Raw genomic sequence first — 19,237 nt, 5'->3', positions numbered from 1 at the left:
AAAAGATAAAAAAAGAGATATTAAAAGATTCACTAGAAATTGCGTTAGATCAAACAACATTTAAATTGTTCAATATTGCACTTTCTCTCTGATAAAAATGGCGTATTCTTATGTTGCATATAGAATGCAACTTATAAAAATAAAGCGTTATCTTATAATTAGAAGGAATACGATATGTATTGTGTGCAATGTGAACAAACAATGAAAACGCCTGTAGGCAATGGTTGTGCCTATGCGCAAGGTATGTGTGGTAAAACAGCAGAAACTTCAGATCTTCAAGATTTACTGGTTGCTGTGTTGGAAGGGCTTTCTGCTTGGGCATTAGCGGCACGTAGTGTTGATATTATTGATCATGATGTAGACAGTTTTGCGCCTCGCGCTTTTTTCTCTACATTAACTAACGTCAACTTTGATTCTGATCGTATTGTCGGTTATGCGAAAGAAGCTATCTATTTCCGTGAAAGTCTAAAATCTCGTACCTTAGCAAAAAATGCAGCGATTCAAGTCACTAATCCAAGAGCTGAAATTCAATTAGCTGGAAATGATTTAGACAGTTTACAAAAACAAGCCCAGCTTTTTGCCTTAAATGGTGATAAAGCACAGATTGGTGATGACCTTCATGGTTTACGTATGCTGTGTTTATATGGCTTAAAAGGCGCGGCGGCTTATATGGAACATGCGCATGTTTTAGGTCAATACGACAATGAAATTTATGCAGAGTATCACCGTTATATGGCGTGGTTAGGAACTGATCCTGCTGATATGAATGAATTGTTAGAAAATGCGATGGGCATTGGCCAAATGAATTTCCGCATTATGGCAATTTTGGATAAAGGTGAAACACAAGCTTATGGTAACCCAACGCCAGTTGCGGTTAATGTGCGCCCTGTTGCGGGTAAAGCAATATTAATTTCGGGCCATGACCTGAAAGATTTACAAATGCTACTTGAGCAAACAGAAGGTAAAGGCATCAACATTTATACCCATGGTGAAATGTTACCTGCTCACGGTTACCCAGAACTTAAAAAATACAAACACTTAGTGGGTAACTATGGTAGTGGTTGGCAGAATCAGCAAATTGAATTTGCGAAATTCCCAGGCCCTGTGCTAATGACATCAAACTGCATTATTGATCCTAATGTGGGTAATTACGGTGATCGTATTTGGACGCGTAGTATTGTTGGCTGGCCGGGCGTAAAACATATTACTGGTGATGATTTCTCTGAAATGATAGACCAAGCACAATCACTAGAAGGTTTCCCATATAGCGAAATTGAGCATTTAATTACGGTTGGTTTTGGTCGTGAAACACTATTAAATGCAGCTGATACAGTGATTGATTTAGTTTCACAGAAAAAATTACGTCACGTTTTCTTAGTGGGTGGTTGTGATGGTGGCCGTGGTGAGCGTAGTTATTACACTGATTTAGCAAGAGAAATCCCACAAGATTGTTTAATTATGACATTGGCGTGTGGTAAATACCGCTTTAATAAATTAGATTTTGGTACTTTAGAAGGGTTACCACGCTTACTTGATGTGGGTCAGTGTAACGATGCTTACTCTGCGATTATGCTAGCAGTTAATCTAGCTGAAAAATTAGGCTGTGGTGTCAATGAGTTACCACTGTCCTTAATTTTGTCTTGGTTTGAGCAAAAAGCGATTGTTATTTTATTAACTCTGCTTTCATTAGGCGTAAAAAACATTTATACCGGCCCTACAGCACCTGCGTTCTTAACAGACAATCTGCTGGCGGTCTTAAATGAGAAGTTCGGTATGCGCTCAATTACTACACCAGAACAAGATCTTAAAGAGATCCTTTCAGCTTAATCGTTTAATTCATCATCATTGCCGAGGCTTACGGGCTTCGGTAAGGAATAAATATCCATGACGATGCCAAGTTCCCTTTGTCCTAATCGTATGCAGGTTCACTCAATTGTTCAGGAAACCCCTGAAGTGTGGACACTAAATTTAATTAATCATGACTTTTATTCATACAAACCAGGCCAATTTGCATTGGTTAGTATCAATAATAGTGATGAAATAATGCGTGCTTATACCATTTCATCTTCTCCAGGATTAAGCCCTTTTGTCACTTTAACTGTTCGCCGTTTAGAAAATGGTATCGGTTCAGGTTGGTTAACATCACAAGTAAAACCGGGTGATTATCTTTGGTTATCTGATGCCCAAGGTGAATTTACTTGTGCAGGTAAAGAAGATGCGCGCTATTTAATGTTAGCCGCAGGGTGTGGTGTTACCCCTGTAATGTCGATGACACGTTGGTTGCTAAATAATCAGCCAAAAGCAGATATCACGGTTATTTTTAATATTCGTGAACAAAGCCAGTTTATCTTTGAGAAAGAGTGGATCGAATTAGCCAATGCGTATCCCTATAATCTCAATTTTATTATGATGTCTAAATTACCTGACAATAAAGGGTTATTTAGTGGACGCATTTCTCAAGAAAAACTAGCAGCGTTAGTACCTGATATTGCGAGTCGTACTGTTATGTGTTGTGGCCCAAATAGTTACATGGAAGATACAGGACGTTTTGCAAGAAATCTTGGTGTACCGGCTGAAAATATCTTTATGGAACGTTTTGGTGATGAACCTGTTTGTGTTGATGAAAATGAACAATTAACCATGACTATTCGTCATCCATTATCGCAAATTAAAGTTCCTGTTGGTGTCACTTTGTTAACGGCAATGGAAGAGAATAAAGTACCCGTTTTTGCTGCTTGTCGTGCAGGTGTTTGTGGTAGTTGTAAAACGCGAATTGTTAGTGGTGATTATGATGTTTCCAGCACCAGTACATTAACGGCTGAAGAGATAGCTCAAGGTTATGTCTTAGCATGCAGTTGTCGTTTAAAAGGAGATGTTGAGCTCGCTTAACCTCTTTTTTCCATTAAATATTTCCTTCTACTTTCCTGTTTTTTACCCTGTTAATTTATTAACAGGGTTTTTTATGTCTATTCTTCGCATTAAAAAACGAATAATCTGGAAAATACTTCTCTTTATTTTTAATTAAAGAAGGTTTTTATTTATTCAGAATAATAAAAATATTGTCAACGATGACTAATTAAAAATATATTTTAGTTAGTGGGAGTTTCCTTATAAACATTCTGCTATTATTTAAACTATTGACTGGATAAGGGGGGATATATGAAAAAAATGTTAGTTATTTGTTTGTTTAGTGTCATGTTATCTGGTTGTGAAAAACCGCAACAAACCCTTGATGGTTCTAATGTAGAGTCGCTACGTATCTCAATTGTTGAAATGCGCAATTCACTTCCCCTTGATGAACAAGCGCGTTTTGATGAAGCAATAGAATTAGCGATCCTTAATGATATTAATTTTAATGATTTAGTGATCGCTGGTCGTCATAAAAATTCGGATATTATTACTCGTAAAATGTGCCAATCATTAGATGGTAAAACAGTAAAAGAAATATTTTCACAGGCAGAAGAAATAAGAGTACAAAAATTAGCATTTAAATAATCAATTAATAAACAGATTATCTTTTACTATATGATTTTTGATATTGTAGGAGAACTTCATTTCTTTTTTATATATCAGTTTCGAATGTAATTGTATTATTTAATTGCATAATGAATATTACGGGCTGTTTTTCAATAGAACTTAAACAAAATCCTTATCGTGCTTTTCATTATAGTGTGAGTGGTTATAATGCGCGCGCATTCGCAAGAAAAGTGCAGTATCTCGTTAGGCGAGGCTCCTATACAAACACAGGTTACTGATCTGACGACGTCGAGAGACGCCCAAGATTAGGACAGGATATATCGACCGAAGGTATATCCCCATGTAACTTCCAGTATTCATCGGATACGTTGTATAGTGCTAAAACCGAGACGTGTAGATAGCTTTTGCATTCTCGCTTCTGGTTTCGCCCCTATGGAGAACTGATTTGCTAAACACAAACAGTAATAGGGAACCACAAAAATGACTTTCAATACTCAAAACAAAATGGATGCTGTCTTAGTTGCAGATGCATCCTTAAACACACCACAAAATCATTCAACACAAGATCAATACAATCGTTTAAAAGATGATTCAACGGTTAGCGCGTATATGAGCCAATCTTATATTGCGGTTTCTGTTGCCGATTCAGTTGAGAATGTAAAAGCCCAACTGGTTAATGATTTAAAAGATGAATTAATTCCAACCTATCTCTATGTTGTTGATAAAGATAATTATCTTAATGGGATTTTACCTGTTAAATCATTATTAACTGCGGCAAATGATCTATTTGTGTCTGATGTTATGCGTCAAACTTTTTTCTCTGTATCACCTGAACAGAATCGACATGATGTGTATCAATTGATTAGCCATAGCGGTTTAGACAGTGTACCTGTGATGCATTTTGGAAAATTAGTGGGTGTGTTACGTCCTCAAGATATTGCAGAATTGATTGAAGATGAAAATACCCTTGACGCCCAGATGCAAGGGGCAACGTCACCATTAGAGCAGCCTTATTTAGAAACCAGCCCAGTAACATTATGGCGTAAACGAGTTGTATGGTTATTGATGTTGTTCGTGGCAGAAGCGTATACCAGTACGGTATTACATGCTTTTGAAGATAGATTAGAAGCCGCTATTTCATTGGCATTCTTTATTCCATTATTGATTGGTACTGGCGGAAATAGCGGAACACAAATCACCTCAACGCTTGTTCGTGCGATGGCGTTAGGTGAAGTTAGCTTACGCAATGTGTGGTCTGTTTTAAGAAAAGAGATAACAACATCTATCATGGTTGCGTTAACCATGGGGATTGCGGGCTTTGTACGAGCTTGGTTCTTAGGCGTTGGCATGGAAGTGATGATTGTTGTTGGTTTAACGCTTATTTCAATCACGGTTTGGAGTGCTATTGTTTCGTCGGTTATTCCAATGGTATTAAAGCGTTTAGGTATTGATCCAGCCGTTGTGTCAGCCCCGTTTATTGCAACGCTAATTGATGGTACAGGTCTTATTATTTACTTTGAAATCGCATCTCATGTGATGAGCGAGTTTGCCTAAGACAATCCTATATATTAATTTTCATTCTCAAGATAAAGCCGATGTGATTTAACTAACACATCGGCTTTATTTTTATCTATTTGTTTTAATTTCCTATAAATTTCAATATAGCCTGACAATGGCGGCAACGGTATTGTGTTTCTCCGCGTAATACTTTGTTATGACGACGAATAGTGAGCTGATGTTTCTCTTCACAATGGCAAGCATAACGAAAAGTTTTGGCTTTAACGGTACTAACATCAAAATGATGGGTACGTTTAGCCGAAACGCCTAATACTGTTTCCATCATCCATTTCCACTCTTTTCCATGAGGCGCTACACGACCGAAATGGCGATTAACTAATAAGTGTGCCAGTTCATGGGGAATAACTTCTTCAATAAAATTCTGTTTATTTTCAATCAATAATGTAGGATTAATACGGATTTCCCAATTTGCATAATAGGCACTGCCTGCAATAGTTCCTCTCTGATTATAATGTAGAGTAGGTTCTGGGTAATTTGTATTAAGATAAAGATTAGCCTGCTGCAATTTTTCACGCAGTGTTCGCATAACGCTTTGCACTAAGGCGATGGGGATTCTTACCGTTTTCATGTTACAGAGCATATAGCGCCTTATACAAACACGCAATAAAAAGAAAACTTGCACAATATATAAATTAACATATTATTAAAAAGTATATTGATTATGGAGTTTACCATGACACAACGAGTTCAACCTGATTTATTAGATGCAATGAAATTGGCGGCTAATGAAGCGTCTAGCATGCTTAAGACGCTAGGAAATGGCGATCGCCTCTTATTATTGTGTCAATTAAGTCAGGGCGAAAAAAGTGTGAGTGAATTAGAAGAAAGTTTAGGTATACGTCAACCAACACTTTCTCAACAACTGACTGTTTTACGCAATGAAGGATTAGTGAATACTCGTCGTGATGGGAAACGTATCTTCTATTCTATTGCTGATGAAAAAGTATTAGTGCTTCTTAATACGCTTTATCAGCTTTATTGCCCTATAGCAGGTTAAGTTATGAATATAGATTGGGTTCACTTTACGCCTTTAAGTGCGGCAATAGGTGGACTAATGATAGGTGCGGCTGCCGCTATTTTATTGTTATTTAATGGTCGCATCGCAGGAATAAGTGGAATTTTAGGTGGTATTTTATCAACAAAACAGCAGGGGAATGGCTGGCGTTGGGCATTCTTAATTGGCATGCTAATCGCACCTACACTGTTTTATTTTTTTGATAAACCTTTAGCGCCAGTGATTGAAACATCGCCTTGGATGTTGATCATTGCAGGTGTGCTGGTGGGAGCGGGTACACGTTTAGGTAATGGTTGCACCAGCGGTCACGGTATTTGTGGATTAGCTCGATTATCGCGTCGTTCTATCGTTGCTGTGATAGTGTTTATGGTGACGGCTTTTATCACTGTTTATATTCAGCGTCATGTAATAGGAGGCTAATAAAATGACAAAGTTCGTTGCTTTTCTTTGTGGTCTTCTATTTAGTGCAGGGTTGATCGTGGGGGGAATGAGCAATCCGCAAAAAATTCTAGGTTTTCTGGATATTACTGGAGATTGGGATCCCTCTTTATTGATAATCATGGGAGCTGGATTGGTTGTCAGTGTGATAGGTTACCAACTAACACGCCGTAGACAACAAAGTGTATTAGCATGCCCTTTGAATATTCCAACCAATAAGGTTATTGATAAACCTCTCGTGTTGGGGAGTGTGTTATTTGGTATTGGCTGGGGATTAGCGGGGATTTGCCCAGGCCCAGGTTTGGTATTAGCGGGTGCAGGGTTTTATCAAGGTATTTTATTTGTCCTTGCGATGATTGCGGGTTGGCTGTTAATTGGATTGGTGCGTAAGCCACAATAACAAACTATTTTATACTGATATTCTTAATGAATTAATTAAACGGGAAGCCAGTGCTTCCCGTTTGTGTATTTAATGCATTGAACATTTAGTTAATAGTGTGATGTTAATGGCAGAGGATTATTTTAAACCCGCAGCTTCACGTAAGATCTCTGCTTTATCTGTTGCTTCCCAAGGGAATTCAGAGCGACCAAAATGACCGTAAGCAGCCGTTTTTTGGTAGATTGGGTGCAGTAAATCTAGCATTTGAATTAATCCATAAGGACGTAAGTCAAAGAATTCACGTACTAACAGAATAAGTTGTGCTGTTGGGACTTTTTCAGTACCAAATGTTTCTACCATAATTGATGTTGGCTCAGCCACACCGATTGCGTAAGAAACTTGAATTTCGCAACGATCAGCTAAACCAGCAGCAACAATATTCTTAGCAACGTAACGTGCTGCATAAGCGGCTGAACGGTCTACTTTCGATGGATCTTTACCAGAGAAAGCACCGCCACCGTGACGCGCCATACCGCCGTAAGTATCGACAATAATTTTACGGCCCGTTAAACCACAGTCGCCCATTGGGCCACCGATAACAAAACGACCTGTTGGATTGATGAAATATTTAGTTTGTTCATTTAACCATTCTACGGGTAGAACTGGTTTAATGATCTCTTCCATCACGGCTTCATGCAGATCTTTTTGTGAAATATCTTCAGAATGTTGAGTTGATAAAACAACTGCATCAATACCGACAACTTTATTATTGTCATATTGGAAGGTAATTTGGCTTTTCGCATCAGGGCGTAGCCAAGGTAAAGTACCACTTTTACGTACTTGTGCTTGACGATGAACTAAGCGGTGAGCATAAGTAATTGGTGCGGGCATTAATACGTCAGTTTCGTTGGTTGCATAACCAAACATTAAACCTTGGTCGCCAGCGCCTTGTTCTAAAGGATCAGCTCGGTCAACACCTTGGTTGATATCTGGTGATTGTTTACCAATCGCACTGATAACTGCGCAGGAATTAGCATCAAAGCCCATATCGGAACTGGTATAACCGATTTCACGAACGGTATTACGTGTGATTTCTTCGATATCGACCCAAGCTTTGGTGGTAATTTCTCCGCCTACCATAACCATGCCTGTCTTAACGTAAGTTTCGCAGGCAACGCGTGCTTTTGGATCTTGTTCTAAAATCGCATCCAGAACAGCATCAGAAATCTGATCTGCAATTTTATCTGGATGACCTTCTGAGACTGATTCAGAAGTAAATAGGTGTGTAGTCATTATATCTCGTTACCTTAATACAAACGGTTTAAGGATGGATGTTTTAACATCTAGACGTCTATTTTACGACCCTTCTCTCCTTAATTCCAGCTTTTTTTAATCAAATATAGGGAGAAAGTAGAATCAAACAGTTGATCTTATTTTTTATTGCCCGCTATTTGGAGGTTGAAAAAATAGGGATTAGAGAAAAATAATTTTTTTGTACTTTTTGCTTTGCATTTTTAATTAACTAAAGGTATAACCTCGCGGTTACTGTGAAATCTGAACACAGTGTAAACCGCAGGATTTCTGATCCTGTTTCTCTGTTAGGGAAATGGCTTATAGGTTTAAGCCATGTGTGGAGTGAATGGGTAATGATCCATTGTCTACAGGTTAGTCTTTTCAAAAACCAAAACAGTACTCGCCAATACTACACACGTAGTATATCTAGAGTAATCTCCTCTTTGAGCTCTTTCTCTTTGGAGCGAAGTTGTCTGTTACTTGCCAATAGGTAATTGTGTTAATTCATTATGGGTTAACTCAAGAACTTTCTACTATTATGTCCGGTGTATAGCTGGATAATTATATAAAAACATATAGTGAGTCATTACTTCCAACTGTTATTTATCAGTCGTTTCAGATTTTTGTCAGATAATTGACTACTATAGTGACAGGCAAGGTATAAACTCATACTCCCTAAGGAGAATGTCATGAATGATAACATCGCTCGCAAGATGCAGCACACCTATAACATCACATATTGGGGTGGTGGGTACTATTTAGCGAATAATCGGGGAAATATTAGTGTTTGCCCTAATCCTGATGTGCCAGAGGCAACGTTGGACTTAACTGAATTAGTTAAGCAAGTGCAAGAAGAGTATTCACATTTGCGCCTTCCTGCGCTTTTTTGTTTTCCTCAGATTTTACAACATCGCTTGCGTTCTATTAATGCGGCGTTTCATCGTGCGCGTGAAGCTTATGGTTATAAAGGTGATTACTTTTTGGTTTATCCAATTAAAGTTAATCAACAACGCCGTGTTATTGAATCATTGATCAATGCAGGTGAACCTTTAGGCTTAGAAGCAGGTTCTAAAGCAGAACTGATGGCTGTGCTTGCGCATGCCAATATGACAAGTTCGGTGATTGTCTGTAATGGTTATAAAGACCGTGAATATATTCGTTTAGCACTTACCGGTGAAAAACTTGGACATAAAGTTTTCTTAGTGATTGAGAAAATGTCTGAGATAAAAATGGTATTAGAAGAAGCTGAGCGTTTAGAAGTTATTCCTCGTTTAGGTGTTCGTGCTCGTCTCGCCTCTCAAGGTTCAGGTAAATGGCAGGCAAGTGGTGGTGAAAAATCAAAATTTGGTTTAGCTGCGACACAAGTTCTGCAATTAATTGATATGTTACGCCAAGCTGGTCGCATAGATAGCTTACAGTTATTACATTTCCATCTGGGATCACAGATGGCAAATATTCGTGATATTGCAACCGGTGTGCGTGAATCAGCCCGTTTTTATGTTGAACTGCATAAATTGGGTGTAAATATTCAGTATTTCGATGTGGGTGGTGGTTTAGGTGTGGACTATGAAGGGACACGCTCACAATCTGATTGCTCGGTTAACTATGGTCTTAATGAATATGCGAATAATGTTATTTGGGCGATTGGTGACGCTTGTGATGAAAATGATTTACCTCATCCAACGGTAATTACGGAATCAGGACGCGCATTAACAGCACACCATACTGTACTGATTTCTAATGTGATTGGTGTTGAACGTAATGAATTTACAGCTATTACACCACCAGAGGAAGATGCTGCAAGACCTATTGCAAGCCTTTGGGAAACATGGGAAGAGATGCAAACTAAAGGGCATAGTCGTTCACTACGTGAATGGCTACATGATAGCCAATTAGACCTTCATGATGTGCATACTCAATATGTTCATGGCATGTTAAGCCTGACAGAGCGTGCTTGGGCAGAAGAGCTGTATTTGAATATTTGTCGTCGTATTCAATACGATCTCGATCCCAGTAATCGAGCTCATCGTCCTATTATTGATGAGTTACAAGAACGTATGTCAGATAAGTTCTATGTTAACTTCTCACTGTTCCAATCTTTACCTGATGCATGGGGAATAGATCAGCTTTTCCCTGTTTTACCAATAGAAGGTTTAGATAAACCATTAGATCGTCGTGCAGTATTGTTGGATATCACCTGTGACTCTGATGGTATTATTGATCACTATGTTGATGGTGATGGTGTTGAAACAACTATGCCAATGCCAGCTTATGATCCTGAATATCCACCGATGATTGGCTTCTTTATGGTGGGTGCTTATCAAGAAATTTTAGGTAATATGCACAACTTATTTGGTGATACTGCAGCTGTAGACGTTTATCTTGATGAAAAAGGAAATCTGACTTATCAACTCAGTGAAGAGGGTGACACGGTTGCTGATATGCTTCAATACGTTAAGTTAAATCCTGCCGTGCTACTAGAACGTTTCCGCACTCAAGTAAAAAATGCACAGTTAGATGAAGCATTACAAGAGCAATTCCTGACTGAATTTGAAAGTGGTTTATACGGTTATACGTATCTGGAAGAAGAAGAGTAATTCTTCACTTTCCAATGCAAGAGTGATGTGTTTAAACATCACTCTTTATCTATCATATTGATTGTATGTTGCTTATTTTAAATAAGTAACAGAGGTAATAGCATGAAAAATAGTACGTTAGGTAATGAGACTGATAATTCATTGATCTCTAATGCATTTGGTTTTTTACGTTTTCCACTGAATTTTCAGCCTTACAGCAGTGATGCAGATTGGGTTATTACGGGTGTGCCTTTTGATATGGCAACATCGGGTCGAGCAGGAACTCGTCATGGACCAGGCGCGATTCGTCAAATCTCAACCAATTTAGCGTGGGAAGGTAACCGCTGGCCGTGGGATTTCGATATGCGTGAACGTTTAAATGTTGTCGATTGCGGTGACTTAGTTTTTAACTTCGGTGATGCACAAGATATGAGCGATAAATTACAAGCTCATACAGAGAAGTTATTAGCCGCAGGTAAAAAATGTTTAACGTTTGGTGGTGACCATTTTGTCACATTACCTTTATTACGTGCCCATGCAAAACACTTTGGCAAAATGGCATTAGTTCATTTTGATGCGCATACCGATACTTATGGTAATGGCAGTAAATTTGACCACGGTACAATGTTCTTCCATGCACCAAATGAAGGATTAATCGATCCTAACCACTCAGTACAAATTGGTATTCGTACTGATCATGACAGTGACAATGGTTTCACTGTATTGGATGCAGCACAAGTTAACGATCGTGGTGTAACCGATCTTGTTGATCAAATCAAAGGTATTGTTGGCGATTTACCTGTTTACCTGACTTTTGATATTGATTGTCTTGATCCGGCGTTTGCTCCAGGAACAGGAACACCGGTTGTTGGCGGTTTAACAACCGATAAAGCCCTGAAGATCTTACGTGCATTACAACCGTTGAATATTGTTGGTATGGATTTAGTTGAAGTTTCTCCAGCTTACGATCAATCAGATATAACCGCACTTGCAGGAGCGACTATTGCACTTGATATGCTCTATTTGCAGGCGGCTAAAAAATAACGTTGTTTGATGCTAATAAATTAGTTAGGTACGAAAACACTTTTATTCAAGAACGTTATATCACTAATATTAAAAAATAAATTAGATTCAACTAAAGAAAAGTAGCTTCATAATATGAAGCTACTTTTTTAATAAAATCATTATGTTAATTCGCGTTATTATAATTATAAATCTTACTTTAATGTGTGTTATTTTTTATATTTACATTAGTATAATAATGTAATTATTTTTCAGATAAATAAATTATTTAAATGGAAAATATAAAATGGAAAAAAATAAATCATTAATAAGTCATGATGAATCATATAGCTTTACACTTATAAATATAGAGGGAGATGCCTTAAAAAAAGTAAATAATGATAAAATAAATGCATATTATTCATTATATAATAAAAAAAAGAGTATTAACGGAAATGAAAATATCATTATTCTTCTGAGTGAAACGGATGAAATAGAAAAGAACTATATTAGATATGTAGATGAATATCATGCAGCTGGATATGATTTATTTATTGTTGATGTATCAAAAAATAAAAATGCAGGTTTTGATTTATTAGAACATCTTTGGTTACAGAATAGGGGGCAATTACCTCAAAATATTTTTATTCATGGAAATAACGATCAAAGGGAAAATGCACTTTTATTATCCAAAAATAATATTGCTAAAAATAATGAAATAAAAGGTGTTATATTAAGTAGCTATCTTCCAAAAAATGAATTTATTTTTCCATCAGATTTAGAAATAAATACAACTATTTATTTCTCTTATGAAAATCCTAATGAGGATTATAATAATAATATTATCTACAAAGAATTATTAAATAAAAATAAAAAAGTAAAAAAATTTAGTTTCACTAATAGGGAGGAATATAATAGTTTTTCAGAATTAAATAAAATAGAACAAAAGAAAACACTAAAATCATTAGGTTATAACAATAAGAAAAATGAGATAAATAAAATAAAGATAGGTATGCCAATTAAAGATCAAAAAATATTTTCTCAGATAGCAGAAGAAAAAGGGATTATTATTGGCGTAAGACCTATAGATGTTAATTCAACTTCATTAATTTCATCGGGAGAATATAGTAGTAAGAACTTAGCTATTAAGGCGAAAAGTTCTGATTGGGGGCCTATGGCTGGCTTTATTCCGGTCGATCAATCATTGGCTAAAGCATCGGCACAAAAAAATCTATTGAAATACAATAAAGCAGTAGAAGAAGCAATAAATTCTGGGGCTGCATCTGTGAGTAAGCTTTATATTTCAGCCGAAAGAGTAAACGAATTGGTAGAGAATAAAGTGATCGATTATCTTTATGATAAAAATTCACCTATAAAATTTGAAGTTATACACAATAATAAAACGCATGAGTTTTTTTTAGAGCCAAAAATAATAGAAAATAAACAGTATTATTTAGTTCAATACTATAATCATAGTGGAACAGAGCCTGTATTGGTGATGTCTGATCCTATATCAAATAAACCGATGATTGCAGACTATGATTTATTTACGGTGATTTATCCTTATAGTCATTTAGGAACAAATACACGAGTTAACAAGCCTGTATCTTGGGAGGAATGGAAACAAAGTGTGAATTATGCTGAGCTAACTGATAAGCAAAAAATATTGTATAACGATAAATTATTATACGAAAAAAATGAAGGGCATCAATTAGGGTTTATCAGTCAGCAAATAAAAGAACTAAAAAAAGAATTAAATACAGCATTGGGAAGATCAACAGGGATGGAAATAGTTCATCATGGTGCCGATGATGCTAACCCCTTTGCGGTAATTCATGACAATTTTCCTGCTACTTTTTTTGTTCCTAAATCACTATTGGATAAACCGCTTAATTCAAAAAATAAAACATTAGATGATTTATTTTATATTAATAACAATGGAACCGTTGTATTAAAATCACCAGATGAATTTTCAAAGTTTCAGCAATTTATGATTGATCTAGGTTATATTGCTCCTTTAAACGAAAAATGGAACGATGGGAGCAATAATAACTATTTTACAAAAAAACAAAAAATTTCTAGCAAATTTGTTGATACGAAAAAAGAAATAGGACGAAAGTTTAATATAGATAAAAAAGATAAATATACGTTAGAATATGAATCTTCTCTTAATAAGTTTAATAAAGGTTCTTATGTTGAAAATAATATAATTTCAACAAAAATAGAATTTAATAATGTTGATGATGAAATAAAATTATTATCATCTGAATATAATCGTAAAAATGATCTTTCTAATAAGATGAATAATGTAAATCATCTTCTACCTAGAAAGGTACAAAGAGAATTTTATTCTAAAAAAAGAGATGTGCAGTGGTTTAAAAAAACGGGTTATAAATTACTTAAGTCATTGATTAATAAAGATGGGGTTTTTCTGAATAAAACGAATGAAAACAGATTAATTAGCTTTTTTTCTTTGTTATCTAAATATCCTAATATTAATACACCAATATACAAATCATTTAGTGTTGAAAACAGTAATGTTTTAAAAAATAATTATAAAAAAGGAAAATTACTCGCTTTTGATGGTGTTTTTCATGGTTTTAGTAATATTGAAAAAGTAAAAAAAACATCCTCTGATAATGTGTATGTTTCTATTATTGGAAAACATAATGCGAAACCATTAACAAGTCTTAACTCAGGTTCTTCAGAAACAGCAATTATTGTACCAGGAACACATTTTCGTGTGATAAGCAATAAAACTATCAATAATAAAAATTATGTTGTATTAAAAGTTGCTAATGAAATACATTATCAAGAGCCCGTGTTTGATTTATATGACGGGGAATTAAAAGGCATTGGTATTGACAAACATAGAACGACATTTAGCGAAAAAATTGAAAGAAATCTAAATGTTTCCAAATTGAATAATATTTTTGAATCTTGTCGTGGTGAATCACTAAAATCGGTAACTATTAAAAATATAATAGATAAAATTATCGAAGGAAAAATTTCAGTTGAATATGCAACACATAAATATTTTAAAGAAATTTCAAAGGTTTTCTCTAGTAAGAATAGCACCTTATTATCTAATAAGTTATATATTGCTATTAATGACCCATTAATGAGTAAAATGTTTAATCAGTATGTGAATAATAATATAACCTTAGAAGAATGGAAAAGTAGCTATGATTTTAATTATTTAAATGATGCTGTAATTGATAATGTAATTAGAATTAAATTATTAATAAATCATATTTATGACATGCCGAAATCGATTCAATATTTAAGTGATGCATCTATTGATTTACTCTCTCATTATTTTAATGAACCTGATAAAAATAAATTGACGATTGGTCTGCTGAAAATAGCTTTAAATACACAGCTATATAATGTTGCTATTAATGATATTGATTATTTAATCACATTAAATAACGATAAAAACATTTTATCATCGGTTGAAATAAAAGAGTTGCGATCATTAATTAAGAAAGCATTACATGAGAAAAAATCAACTGATAATTTATTTGAATTAAGTTTAGGGCTTAATAATAATAAAATTGTAGTGAATAAAATAAAGATCTATGGCATCGAAGTGGAAAAAAGATTACTTATCAGTTTAGGTGTGAGAATTAATAACAAAAAAATAGAGGATATTGATGTTTTTGAAAAAAAACATGATTATTCTAATCTTACATTCGATGCAGATAAGATAAATGATTATTTTTTTAGTGCTTCTGGAACAGATGATGATAAAAAAGCTATTCTTATTATTAAAAAGTTATTAAAAAATAAAGAGAAAAATATAAAAAAATTAATTTCAATGAATGCTGAACGTATTGATTATCTTGCAAGCTATGAGCGATTGGTTAAAATTCTAGAATTAAAAAAAACGCCATTTAATAAATATTATTGGGATAGCGTCAGAAAACCTTCATTAAAAATACCTAGACATATGAAAATATTGAGTAAGGTAGGTTATACCCATATTGGGTATTCTATATGGCAATCTGTTAATAATACTTTTTCTTTGGCTGAACAACTCAATAATCCCAATATATCTTTACAGCAACGAAAAGAAATAATCACTAACTTGTCATTAATGTGGTCTGAAATGGCATTTAATGGAGCTTCTGAAATAATTGAAATTGTAATAGCAAAAGGATTATTGCGATATCGAAACAATCCTTTGGAATATATAAGTAAGATAAGCACTCGAGTGGGGATTGCGCTTAATATTCTTTCTGTTGGATTTGATATTTATAATGCTTATGATAATTTCAGCCGTATTTCTGGCGAAACTGATGAAAAAAAGAAAATTGATTATATCGTTAATGGTTCATTAGCTGTTGTCTCAGGGCTTGTTACTGTAGGAATTTCTATTGCTATGCTTGCTGGCTCAACTATTGCAGGACCTATTGGTATTGTCGCGGGTACTTTGATTGCATTGGCAACTTCAATTTATAATGCTGTAAGATTAATTGAAGAAGCAAAAAAGCAAGTCAGTTTTACACCTATGGAGGAATTAGATAATGGTTTTTATGCTTTTCTTATGGGGGATATTAAGCCAGATAAGAAGAATAAGATAATATATTTAGACACTGAAAATCAACTTGAAGAGATGATTGATAAAAAGGCACTAACTTATTTTGAAGAGATAAATAAACAAAATTCAAATAGTTTCTATTTTTATACAAATGAAAAACAGATTTATCAAGAATATTATTATTATAGAGTTATTCCTATATTAATAGGAGAAACAGTTGATTCTATGTTAATGCCGTCAAGCGATTTTATTATACAGCATATGGCTAAAAATATGAGCCAACAAGAAGCTGAAGAAATTGCAGCGCTTAATTCTCACCTATATGCGAAAAAAACAGAATATAAATATTATTTACCTAAAGAAGCGATTGCTACAGATGAAAAACTTATTTTTGATGTTGATTTTTATGCTAATGAGTTAAACAGGTATACAATAAAAGTTGCTTCTGAGGATGAAAATGTTATTTTTGGTGAGATGGTGGATGAGGATTTTTTTAAGAATAGTAGAACAACTAAAAATTATGTGATTGATAAATTAGGAGAAAGTAAATTAGAGAATGGATTAATAAAAGTCAATGATATTGAAAAATATTATACTTCAGGTTGGCATGAAAATTCAGTGCTTTATTTTAATACACATAATGGTAATGATATTATTTCAGCACCTTCAATAACTCAAAATACATTTGATATTTATAATGGTACTAAGCGATTAAGTGGCGGTTCAAAAGATGATGTATTTAATGTATTTACATCAGAGTCACCTCATTATGCGAGCCGCTTTTATGGTAGAGAAGGAAATGACACACTTTGCCTGATAAAAAGCACGGGTAAATACACAGGTTATAAAGTCAATTTACAACATAATTACGTTAAATTTAAAGATTCAGAAGATAAAACGAATAGCCAAAACTTTCATTCAAAGCTTTATCTTTATCAAAATAAAGGGAATCTTTATTCTAAAAAACTTGTTGATACCATGCCAAATATTGAGTTACAAGATCAAAAAGTCATTGCTTATTTAGACAGTATTGAAAATGTTATTGGTAGTGAAATTGGGGATGATTATATTTTAGGGAATGAAGAAGCTAACTATTTAAATGGTGCTGGTGGTGTTGATCATTTATATGGTAAAGGCGGAAATGATACATTGGTATTAAATGAAGGTTATGCTGAAGGTGGTGAAGGTAATGATAGTTATATTATTTTACGATCTTATTTAGAACAAAATTATAATAAATTATTTGAAACTATTATTAATGAAAATAATAAATTCGAATCTAGTGTTGTAAGGTTTAATTATTATTTTGATGAAATTACTTCAATAAAACGTAATAAAAAGGATATTATTTTTGATTTTAAAATTGATAATGAAAACCAAGAGGGAAAACATATTTATCATTCTGTAACATTAAAAAATGTTTATAATGATTCTGTAAATAATACGCCCTTACATCATTATACATTAATCACTCAAGATGGTTTTGCACTCACTTTGGATGAAAACACTAAAGATAAAGTATTATACAAATTTAGTTATTTAGAAAAATATAATGAATCAAATCTAGCTATTAAAGATTTTTATATTAATGAGGATAGTAATTTATTTATTACTGTTTTTAAAGATCAAAGTAGAAGTATAAAATTATTACCAGAATTAAAATACAGTGGTTTATCATCTGGAACAAATTTACGATTTGGTATTCAAGGGAATAACCAAAACAATAGTTATTTTGGTATTGAGGCTAATTCATACATTAAATTAAGCCAGGGAAATGATAGTTATCAAATAAAAACATTTTTAACAAAAAATAAGAATGAAAGGGTGAATATCTCACTTTCTGATTATATAGATAAATTAACTAATGATGATGTGAACTATTTCTTTTTAACAGATATAAGTGGTTTTGACTTAACATTTAAAGATGGCCTTTTATCTCATCGTTACCTTCCAAATGATTATTTAACGCTATCTTTTGATCCAGAATTATTAAATAAAATTGTCGATATAAACGTGACTATTCGATTAATAGATAAAGATAATGTTGTTTTTACATTACCTACTCAAGATAGTCATTCAAACTTACTTATGCCTATGGTTAATTTGAATTTAAATATAAGTCAAGGTGATGATTTGTTGGTGATCCCTGAATCACTTATTTTAAATAAAGAAGCATTATCTACCTATGTGGTTAATTCGTCTTATTCAACACTATTGTCAGAAGCACTTGCAGATAAGCCCAAAGAACTTATTGATTTATTGCCTATTATTGAATTGAATGATGGCGATGACATTATTGCTAATAATAATAATGTGAGCTCAGTGATTGATGGTGGGAAAGGGGGTGACAATATTCTTGTCAATACAGGGCATCATATTTTAATTGCAGGAGAAGGTAATGATCGCTTGATTGGCGGTGAAGGTAACGATCTGTTAATTTCTCAATTTGGTCATGATTATCTGAGTGGCGGTGAAGGTAACAATGTATATGTAGTACAAAAGCGCCAAAGTTGTGTGACGATTTATGATGGAGGAAAAAACAGCCATATTTTAGTAACAGGATTAGCGGAAAATGAAACTTTGATTTCGTCTCAAGTTGGAAATAATACACAATATCAAACTCAAGATAAGCAATTTACGTTAATTGTAGAAATGGCGGAAAATGAGGTTAATGAACAAGAACAAAAATCTGTTATTTCGATTACTAAAACATCCTCAGAGCTTTCATTACAAGGGGTGGCTAATATTATCCAAGAGATGGCAATATTCAATCAGCAACAACTTACTACTGTGAATAATCATGAAGCGATTTCGTTATCGACATGGTCACCTTTGGCAGTAGTGAAAAAACAATTGTGATTTTTTAATCATTAAGACTACATAACTTAAAAAACAGCTCCAATTTGGATTTGGAGCTGTTTTACAGATAACAAATA

General features: G+C 34.1%; 12 protein-coding genes and 1 riboswitch. Of the genes, 10 read left to right on the top strand and 2 right to left on the bottom strand.

The features are described from left to right. Positions 1-174: 174 nt before the first annotated feature. The 4 genes from hcp to mgtE all read left to right on the top strand — a co-directional run bounded on the left by hcp (position 175) and on the right by mgtE (position 5,031). Positions 175-1,827, top strand: coding sequence for a hydroxylamine reductase (hcp, locus tag CUB63_RS07685; RefSeq protein WP_109847802.1), 1,653 nt, complete (start codon positions 175-177; stop codon positions 1,825-1,827). Positions 1,828-1,884: 57 nt separating this feature from the next. Continuing rightward, positions 1,885-2,889: an NADH oxidoreductase gene (gene hcr / locus CUB63_RS07680; RefSeq protein WP_109399750.1), complete on the top strand. Its 1,005-nt coding sequence runs from the start codon at positions 1,885-1,887 to the stop codon at positions 2,887-2,889. A gap of 270 nt (positions 2,890-3,159) precedes the next feature. Continuing rightward, positions 3,160-3,495, top strand: coding sequence for a DUF6694 family lipoprotein (locus CUB63_RS07675; protein ID WP_006533795.1), 336 nt, complete (start codon positions 3,160-3,162; stop codon positions 3,493-3,495). Positions 3,496-3,709: 214 nt separating this feature from the next. After that, positions 3,710-3,881: riboswitch (M-box (ykoK) riboswitch) on the top strand. Between the two features lie 76 nt (positions 3,882-3,957). Next, positions 3,958-5,031 carry a magnesium transporter gene (gene mgtE, locus CUB63_RS07670; RefSeq protein ID WP_006533794.1) on the top strand — a complete coding sequence of 358 codons (1,074 nt, stop codon included), beginning with the start codon at positions 3,958-3,960 and terminating at the stop codon, positions 5,029-5,031. Between the two features lie 85 nt (positions 5,032-5,116). Here mgtE and CUB63_RS07665 read toward each other — a convergent pair whose 3' ends face one another. Continuing rightward, positions 5,117-5,623 (bottom strand): SprT family zinc-dependent metalloprotease, encoded by a 507-nt coding sequence (locus tag CUB63_RS07665; protein WP_147280391.1) that lies wholly within the window; start codon positions 5,621-5,623, stop codon positions 5,117-5,119. Positions 5,624-5,728: 105 nt separating this feature from the next. Here CUB63_RS07665 and CUB63_RS07660 point away from each other — a divergent pair, with 105 nt between their 5' ends. The 3 genes from CUB63_RS07660 to CUB63_RS07650 are packed head-to-tail and all read left to right on the top strand — an operon-like array spanning position 5,729 to position 6,908. Next, positions 5,729-6,052 (top strand): ArsR/SmtB family transcription factor, encoded by a 324-nt coding sequence (locus CUB63_RS07660; RefSeq protein WP_036912417.1) that lies wholly within the window; start codon positions 5,729-5,731, stop codon positions 6,050-6,052. Between the two features lie 3 nt (positions 6,053-6,055). Beyond that, positions 6,056-6,490 carry a YeeE/YedE family protein gene (locus tag CUB63_RS07655; RefSeq protein WP_006533791.1) on the top strand — a complete coding sequence of 145 codons (435 nt, stop codon included), beginning with the start codon at positions 6,056-6,058 and terminating at the stop codon, positions 6,488-6,490. A gap of 4 nt (positions 6,491-6,494) precedes the next feature. Beyond that, on the top strand, positions 6,495-6,908 hold the full coding sequence (locus CUB63_RS07650) for a YeeE/YedE family protein (RefSeq protein WP_006533790.1): 414 nt from the start codon (positions 6,495-6,497) through the stop codon (positions 6,906-6,908). Positions 6,909-7,025: 117 nt separating this feature from the next. Here the strand turns inward: CUB63_RS07650 and metK are convergent, their stop codons facing one another. Then, positions 7,026-8,180, bottom strand: coding sequence for a methionine adenosyltransferase (metK, locus tag CUB63_RS07645; RefSeq protein WP_006533789.1), 1,155 nt, complete (start codon positions 8,178-8,180; stop codon positions 7,026-7,028). A 689-nt stretch (positions 8,181-8,869) separates the two neighbouring features. On the opposite strand from metK, the gene speA reads away from it, so the two are divergent. The 3 genes from speA to CUB63_RS07630 all read left to right on the top strand — a co-directional run bounded on the left by speA (position 8,870) and on the right by CUB63_RS07630 (position 19,160). After that, positions 8,870-10,777: a biosynthetic arginine decarboxylase gene (gene speA, locus CUB63_RS07640; RefSeq protein ID WP_109399752.1), complete on the top strand. Its 1,908-nt coding sequence runs from the start codon at positions 8,870-8,872 to the stop codon at positions 10,775-10,777. A gap of 102 nt (positions 10,778-10,879) precedes the next feature. After that, the gene (gene speB / locus CUB63_RS07635) at positions 10,880-11,800 is read left to right on the top strand and encodes an agmatinase (protein WP_006533786.1); all 921 of its coding nucleotides are present in this window, start codon (positions 10,880-10,882) and stop codon (positions 11,798-11,800) included. A 265-nt stretch (positions 11,801-12,065) separates the two neighbouring features. Next, positions 12,066-19,160: an anthrax toxin-like adenylyl cyclase domain-containing protein gene (locus CUB63_RS07630; RefSeq protein ID WP_109847801.1), complete on the top strand. Its 7,095-nt coding sequence runs from the start codon at positions 12,066-12,068 to the stop codon at positions 19,158-19,160. Positions 19,161-19,237: the final 77 nt, after the last annotated feature.

This window comes from Proteus penneri, from assembly GCF_003144535.1.
Taxonomy (GTDB): Bacteria; Pseudomonadota; Gammaproteobacteria; order Enterobacterales; family Enterobacteriaceae; genus Proteus; species Proteus penneri.
Note: the sequence above shows the minus strand (reverse complement) of the source record. Positions and strands in the feature narration are given on the sequence as shown.

Excerpts from the sequence above, each read along its gene's own strand:
- hcr (WP_109399750.1), top strand. The coding sequence starts at position 1,885 with ATGACGATGCCAAGTTCCCTTTGTCCTAATCGTATGCAGGTTCACTCA.
- metK (WP_006533789.1), bottom strand. The coding sequence starts at position 8,180 with ATGACTACACACCTATTTACTTCTGAATCAGTCTCAGAAGGTCATCCA.
- speB (WP_006533786.1), top strand. The coding sequence starts at position 10,880 with ATGAAAAATAGTACGTTAGGTAATGAGACTGATAATTCATTGATCTCT.
- CUB63_RS07675 (WP_006533795.1), top strand. The coding sequence starts at position 3,160 with ATGAAAAAAATGTTAGTTATTTGTTTGTTTAGTGTCATGTTATCTGGT.
- CUB63_RS07650 (WP_006533790.1), top strand. The coding sequence starts at position 6,495 with ATGACAAAGTTCGTTGCTTTTCTTTGTGGTCTTCTATTTAGTGCAGGG.
- CUB63_RS07660 (WP_036912417.1), top strand. The coding sequence starts at position 5,729 with ATGACACAACGAGTTCAACCTGATTTATTAGATGCAATGAAATTGGCG.
- speA (WP_109399752.1), top strand. The coding sequence starts at position 8,870 with ATGAATGATAACATCGCTCGCAAGATGCAGCACACCTATAACATCACA.
- hcp (WP_109847802.1), top strand. The coding sequence starts at position 175 with ATGTATTGTGTGCAATGTGAACAAACAATGAAAACGCCTGTAGGCAAT.
- CUB63_RS07665 (WP_147280391.1), bottom strand. The coding sequence starts at position 5,623 with ATGAAAACGGTAAGAATCCCCATCGCCTTAGTGCAAAGCGTTATGCGA.
- CUB63_RS07630 (WP_109847801.1), top strand. The coding sequence starts at position 12,066 with ATGGAAAAAAATAAATCATTAATAAGTCATGATGAATCATATAGCTTT.
- mgtE (WP_006533794.1), top strand. The coding sequence starts at position 3,958 with ATGACTTTCAATACTCAAAACAAAATGGATGCTGTCTTAGTTGCAGAT.
- CUB63_RS07655 (WP_006533791.1), top strand. The coding sequence starts at position 6,056 with ATGAATATAGATTGGGTTCACTTTACGCCTTTAAGTGCGGCAATAGGT.